This window comes from Criibacterium bergeronii (assembly GCF_001693775.2).
In the GTDB taxonomy this organism is placed as follows: domain Bacteria; phylum Bacillota; class Clostridia; order Peptostreptococcales; family Filifactoraceae; genus Peptoanaerobacter; species Peptoanaerobacter bergeronii.
On the sequence record NZ_MBEW02000044.1, the window covers coordinates 1 to 6,592 of the forward strand.

At 35.1% G+C, this 6,592-nt stretch carries 4 protein-coding genes and 1 pseudogene; all 5 read left to right on the forward strand.

Translation table 11 applies throughout. From position 1 onward, the window contains the following. The first annotated feature begins 155 nt into the window (after positions 1-155). Positions 156-1,454 carry a TRAP transporter large permease gene (locus BBG48_RS10255; protein ID WP_068913339.1) on the forward strand — a complete coding sequence of 433 codons (1,299 nt, stop codon included), beginning with the start codon at positions 156-158 and terminating at the stop codon, positions 1,452-1,454. 15 nt (positions 1,455-1,469) lie between these two features. Continuing rightward, complete coding sequence (gene glpK / locus BBG48_RS10260; protein WP_068913342.1) at positions 1,470-2,963, forward strand: glycerol kinase GlpK; 1,494 nt, start codon at positions 1,470-1,472, stop codon at positions 2,961-2,963. A gap of 275 nt (positions 2,964-3,238) precedes the next feature. Then, positions 3,239-3,502, forward strand: coding sequence for a 30S ribosomal protein S15 (gene rpsO / locus BBG48_RS10265; protein ID WP_068913343.1), 264 nt, complete (start codon positions 3,239-3,241; stop codon positions 3,500-3,502). Positions 3,503-3,799: 297 nt separating this feature from the next. Further along, the gene (locus tag BBG48_RS10270) at positions 3,800-5,878 is read left to right on the forward strand and encodes a polyribonucleotide nucleotidyltransferase (RefSeq protein ID WP_068913345.1); all 2,079 of its coding nucleotides are present in this window, start codon (positions 3,800-3,802) and stop codon (positions 5,876-5,878) included. Positions 5,879-5,931: 53 nt separating this feature from the next. Beyond that, positions 5,932-6,592, forward strand: a pseudogene (locus tag BBG48_RS10275) (hypothetical protein); the annotation flags it as partial.

Genomic DNA, 6,592 nt, shown 5'->3' on the forward strand with positions numbered 1-6,592 from the left:
AACTACATATATAAAGGTCACACCGGTCCTTGCCGTATCTAGTGCATATATATCCTGTTCTATTGCAGTAAGTTTTGTCTTGATGGCTATTAGAACAATAATTCTTATAATAAAGGATATTAAGATGATTAGTGATTTGAAAGGAGCGTAAAGAAATGAATGACCCATTAGTAGCTTTAATACCGGTATTTTTAGTTTTGATATTATATTTTTCAAGCGTTCCTATCGCTTTTGCACTATTTGGCTCTACCTTGTTTTATTTCCTGTTTATAGATACAGGCACAAGTGCAATACTTGTTTTTCAAAAATTTGTGAGTAGCACTCAGAGCTTTTCACTGCTTGCCATACCATTTTTTATTATGGCAGGCTCTATAATGAACTATTCAGGTATCAGCGAAAAATTGATGGAGTTTGCAGACGTATTGACAGGACATATGAAAGGTGGACTAGGTCATGTAAATGTAGTCTTGAGCTTGCTAATGGGCGGAGTATCAGGCTCTGCAAATGCAGATGCGGCTATGGAGGCAAAAATATTAGTACCTGAAATGGTAAAAAAAGGATATTCGTTAGAGTTTTCTTCGGCAGTTACAGCGGCATCCTCAGCAATTACTCCGGTAATTCCTCCGGGAATAAATCTTATAATATACGGTATTATAGCCAGTGTACCTGTAAATAAAATGTTTATAGCAGGGTATGTGCCGGGCATTTTGATGAGTATTGTGATGATGATTACAGTATCAATCATAGCTCACAAAAGAGACTATGCACCTACTAGAGAAAAACGTGCCAGTGCAGGAGAAATATTAACTCAAGCGAGAAAATCAATATGGGCATTGTTGTTTCCATTTGGGATAATAGCCAGCATAAGAATAGGTATGATAACACCTTCAGAGGCAGGAGCTATAGCGATAATATATACATTTATAGTAGGAAAGTTTATATATAAAAAATTAAAATTTTCGGATTTCGTTCCTATTTTTAAAGAAACTGTATACGGTACAGGCTCAGTGGTGCTGATAATAGTTGCAGCAAATGTATTTGGATATTATCTTAGCTGGGAGGGAATACCACAAGCTTTGACCACAACCATGCTTGGGATAACTAAAAATAAATACGTTATGTTACTTATATGCAATGTAATCTTGTTGGTGCTGGGTATGTTCATAGAAGGTGGAGCAGCTATGGTCATAATAGCTCCGCTTTTAGTACCACTTATGGTAAAGCTTGGAGTAGACCCGTTGCACTTTGGTATGGTAGTAATAGTAAATATCATGCTAGGCGGAATAACGCCACCATTTGGTTCTATGATGTTTACAGTTTGTGGCATTACAAAATGCCCTATAGACGGATTTGTTAAAGAGGCTGTCCCTTTCATAATTTCACTATTTCTAGTTTTGTTGATGGTGACATATATGCCTACATTAGTAACATTTTTACCTAATTTAATCGGTTGATTAAGAGGTGAAGTTATGAGCAAATACATTATGGCACTTGATGCAGGGACTACAAGTAATAGATGTATACTTTTTGACAAGCAAGGAAATATAAAGTCCATTGCACAAAAGGAATTTAATCAGATATTTCCAAAATCAGGCTGGGTAGAGCACGACCCAAATGAGATATGGTCTACGCAAATTGGAGTTGCTACAGAGGCAGCCTTGAGGATAGGAGCAAAAGCTGAAGATATTGTAGCTATAGGTATCACCAACCAAAGGGAAACTACTATAGTATGGGAAAAATCTACAGGCAAGCCTATATACAACGCTATAGTATGGCAGTGTAGGAGGACATCTGAGTATTGCGACGAGCTGAAAGAGAAAAATTATGTAGAAATGATAAGGGAAAAAACAGGACTTGTCATAGATGCGTATTTTTCCGCGACAAAGATAAAATGGATACTTGATAATGTCGAAGGAGCAAGAGAAAAAGCTCAAAAAGGCGAGCTACTTTTTGGTACAGTAGATACATGGCTTATATGGAAACTGACTGGAGGCAGAATACACGCTACCGATTATTCAAATGCGTCAAGGACTATGCTGTTTAACATAAAAGATTTAAAATGGGATGAAGAAATTTTAAATTTGCTGGACATACCAAAAAGTATGCTGCCTGAGGTAAAACCATCTAGTTACATTTATGCAGAAACAGACAACAACTTTTTTAATGGAGCTATACCTATAGCAGGAGTAGCTGGCGACCAACAAGCAGCACTATTTGGACAGGCGTGCTTTAACGCAGGAGATGCAAAAAACACCTATGGAACGGGAGCGTTTTTGCTGATGAATACCGGAGAAAAACCAATATTTAGCAAAAATGGTTTGGTGACCACTATTGCATGGTCGGTAGGCGGAAAAGTAAACTACGCACTTGAAGGCTCAATATTTGTAGCAGGTTCAGCTATACAGTGGCTAAGAGATGAGCTGAGGATAATATACACCTCACAAGACTCTGAATATATGGCACAAAGAGTGAAAGACTCCGGTGGCTGTTATGTAGTGCCGGCTTTTACAGGACTTGGTGCACCGTATTGGGACCAATATGCAAGAGGTGCAATAGTAGGCATCACTAGAGGCACAAACAGATATCATATAGTAAGAGCTACATTAGAGTCGCTTGGCTATCTTACAAACGATGTACTGCAAGCCATGCAAGAAGATGCGAATATAAAATTAAAAACATTAAAGGTAGATGGTGGAGCAAGTGCCAACAATTTTTTGATGCAATTTCAATCTGACATCATAAACGTGCCGGTAAGACGACCACAAACCATAGAAACCACTGCAATGGGTGCGTCATATTTGGCAGGCTTGGCTGTAGGAGTGTATAAGGATATAAATGATATAATTAATAATTGCAATATAGATAAAGAATTTACGTCTAAGATAACAGAAGAAGAAAGACAAAACCTGCTAAAAGGTTGGAGGAAAGCAGTAAAACACGCTTTTGAATGGGCAAAAGATTAGAAGTGACAAAAATTATTTTAAGTGAGTTGTAAAACTAAATTCACATATAAAAAGTACAAAAGTAAACGCAACACATATTTCTATATGAAGTTGCGTTTACTTTGACAAATTACAACAAACAACAAAAGAAGTAAAAAAAATCTTAAATTTATTATTGTTTGTTTACAATTCTATTTTTATATGATAGAATACATAAGGTTGAGTTTATGCTATGTGTATGGAGTCACCGACCTTATACTTGGCATGGACATATTTATTTATCACGGAGGTGTAAAATGACTAAAGAAGCAAAAACTGAGATTATGCAAAAGTATGCTATGAAAGAAGGAGATACAGGTTCTCCTGAAGTACAAGTAGCTGTATTAACTCAAAGAATTAATGAGCTTAACGAGCACTTGAAGGTTCACAAGAAAGACTTCCATTCAAGAAGAGGTCTTTTAAAGATGGTAGGGAGAAGAAGGTCACTTCTTAAATACCTTAAAGAAAAAAATGTGGACAGATACAATAATTTGATTCAGAGTCTTGGACTCAGAAAATAGTAATCTTAAAAGTGAAAGCTTAATAGCAAAGCTATTTAAAGAGCAGGACTCCCTGCTCTTTTTTCACAATTTTGACGAAGATTTTTTACCTATCTTGTATTTAAACATTTGCTAAATAATATTGGTCTAAAATTATATTGTAAGTATGTAATTTAGTTGGTTTGATTAAATTATGTATTTATAATATAATTTATTCCAAATGCTAGTTCTAGTTTTAAATAATTAGATTGGTAAATGTATATGAGTTGAAATTAGTGAAGAAAAATATAAATTTATTACAAATATTATGGAGGAATAATGGAAAAATTTGAAATGCAGCTAGGCGGTAGAACGCTAACAGTTGAAACTGGTGAACTTGCTCAATTAGCTAATGGCTCTTGCATATTAAAATATGGTGATACTGTATTGTTGGTTACTGCTACAAATTCTGATGAACCAAAAGAGGGGATAGACTTTTTCCCACTAAGTGTTGATTATGTGGAAAAACAATACGCAGCCGGCAAAATCCCCGGTGGATTTATAAAAAGAGAAGGAAAGCCATCTGATAAAGCTATACTTACCTCTAGACTTATTGATAGACCTATAAGACCGCTTTTCCCAAAAGGATTTAGAAATGATGTAATGGTTGTAGCAACTGTTCTTTCTATGGACCAAGATGCAAATCCTGATACCATTGCTATGATAGGCTCATCTATTGCACTTTGCATATCTTCTATACCATTTAACGGTCCTACAGGTTCTGTTTCTATAGGTTTAATAGATGGACAATATATCATCAACCCAAATCTTGAGCAAAGAGAAAAATCTGAAATGTATCTAGTTGTTTCAGGTACAAAGGATGCCATAATGATGGTAGAGGCAGGAGCAAATGAAATAAGCGAAGATGTAATGCTAAAGGCTATCTTATTTGCACATGAAGAAATAAAGAAAATCTGTACTTTTATAGAAGAAATCACTGCAAAAGTTGGAAAAGAAAAACAAGAATTCTATGTATTTAAGGCTGATGAAGAAATAGAACAAGCTGTAATAGATTATAGCGAAGAAAAAATGAAGGCTGCGATAAAGACCTATGACAAGCAGGAAAGACAAGAAAACATGGATAAAGTAAGTCAAGATGCTAAAGAGCATTTTTCTGAAATATATCCTGACAATGTAAAAGATGTAGACGAGGCATTATATAAAATCACTAAAAAATCTGTAAGAAATATGATACTTCACGATAAAATCAGACCGGACAACAGAAAAGAAACAGAGATCCGTCCTATTTGGAGCAAAGTCGGATTACTTCCTAGAACTCACGGCTCAGCAGTATTTACTAGAGGACAAACTCAGGTAATGACAATCACCACACTAGCGTCATTATCAGATGCTCAGGTATTAGATGGCTTAGACGAAGAAACTGAAAGAAGATATATGCACCATTATAACTTCCCATCTTACTCAGTAGGGGAGGCAAGAGCGTCAAGAGGTCCGGGCAGAAGAGAAATAGGTCACGGAGCTTTGGCACAAAAGGCACTTGTTCCGGTGCTACCATCAGAAGAGGAGTTTCCATATGCTATAAGAACTGTATCTGAAGTATTATCCTCAAATGGTTCTACATCACAGGCAAGTGTTTGCGGGAGCACACTTTCTTTAATGGATGCTGGTGTACCAATCAAAGACATGGTTGCCGGTATAGCTATGGGGCTTATAAAAGACGAAGATGCGGATGAAGTAGCAATACTTTCAGATATACAAGGCATGGAAGACTTCCTAGGAGATATGGACTTTAAGGTTGCTGGTACTGAGCATGGTATAACAGCAATTCAGATGGATATAAAAATCGCAGGTATTGATGAGGCTATACTTACTAGAGCTTTATCTCAAGCTAGAGATGGCAGATTGTTTATACTTGACAAAATGAGGGAAACAATTGACGCTCCAAGAGCTGAATTGTCAAAATATGCACCACTTATCATGACAATGAAAATAGATGTTGATAAAATAAGAGAAGTCATAGGTAGTGGCGGAAAAACTATAAATAAGATTATCGATGAAACAGGTGTAAAAATTGATATAGACGATGATGGAAAAATCGCTATTGTTTCGCCTGACAAAGATAGCTGCCTAAGAGCTAAAGAAATAATTGAAGGCATAGTAGCAGAGCCGGAGGTAGGCCAAATTTACAATGGCAAGATAACAAAAATAATGAACTTTGGAGCATTTGTAGAAATTTTACCGGGAAAAGAAGGCTTATTACACATATCTCAAATAGACAAAAGACGTGTAGAAAAAGTAGAAGATATGTTTAAGGTTGGAGATGCTGTCCAAGTAAAACTTATGGAAATAGATGCTCAAGGCAGACTAAATCTATCTAGAAAAGCTATACTTGAATAACATCTGACAGATATGATGTGAAATAAATTTTATTGGAAATATAAGTAGTAAATATGTCAAATAGCAAAAAAAAATCAAACATTATAAAATCAAATAAAAAAACTAATGACAAGGCAAAGGAAAAATCCAAGACGCAGACTTCAAAGAAACAAAACACTAACGATATTAAAAAGCCAATAAAATTCAATGAAAATTTTACTGCACTAATACTTATCGCCATAGGAATTGTACTTATGGTGATAGTATTTATGCCAGGCACTGGATTAATTGGAGGGGTTTTAAAAGGTTTAGTGCTTGGATTGCTTTCTAGGCTTTCTTTGTTGCTGGGTATTACATTTATTGCATTTGGAGCATACAAATTAATTCATTTTAAGGATTTTAGTTTTAAAAACTTAAATAGGATTGATATTGCTCTATCTGCATTTTTTGTTATGCTCTTTTATTCGCTTATACATAGCGAGTATTTAGCTCTTTTAAGCTCTTATAACTTTATTATATCTATTCCTACATCAGTAATTGATGGTATTGAGGGTAATGGTGTAGGGTTAATCAGCTATTTAGTAAGTATATTATTTTATAAACTTATTGGAAAAACAGGGATTGTTGTAGCATTATTGTTTATAGCAGCTTATCTAATTATTAAATATTTTAGGCATAATATTTATAAGGGTGTAAAAAATATCAAGTCAAAATCGAAGGATAGTACAATCGAAA

Bases quoted from the DNA above. Each gene is read 5' to 3' on its own strand.
- BBG48_RS10255 (WP_068913339.1), top strand. From the start codon at position 156: ATGAATGACCCATTAGTAGCTTTAATACCGGTATTTTTAGTTTTGATA.
- glpK (WP_068913342.1), top strand. From the start codon at position 1,470: ATGAGCAAATACATTATGGCACTTGATGCAGGGACTACAAGTAATAGA.
- rpsO (WP_068913343.1), top strand. From the start codon at position 3,239: ATGACTAAAGAAGCAAAAACTGAGATTATGCAAAAGTATGCTATGAAA.
- BBG48_RS10270 (WP_068913345.1), top strand. From the start codon at position 3,800: ATGGAAAAATTTGAAATGCAGCTAGGCGGTAGAACGCTAACAGTTGAA.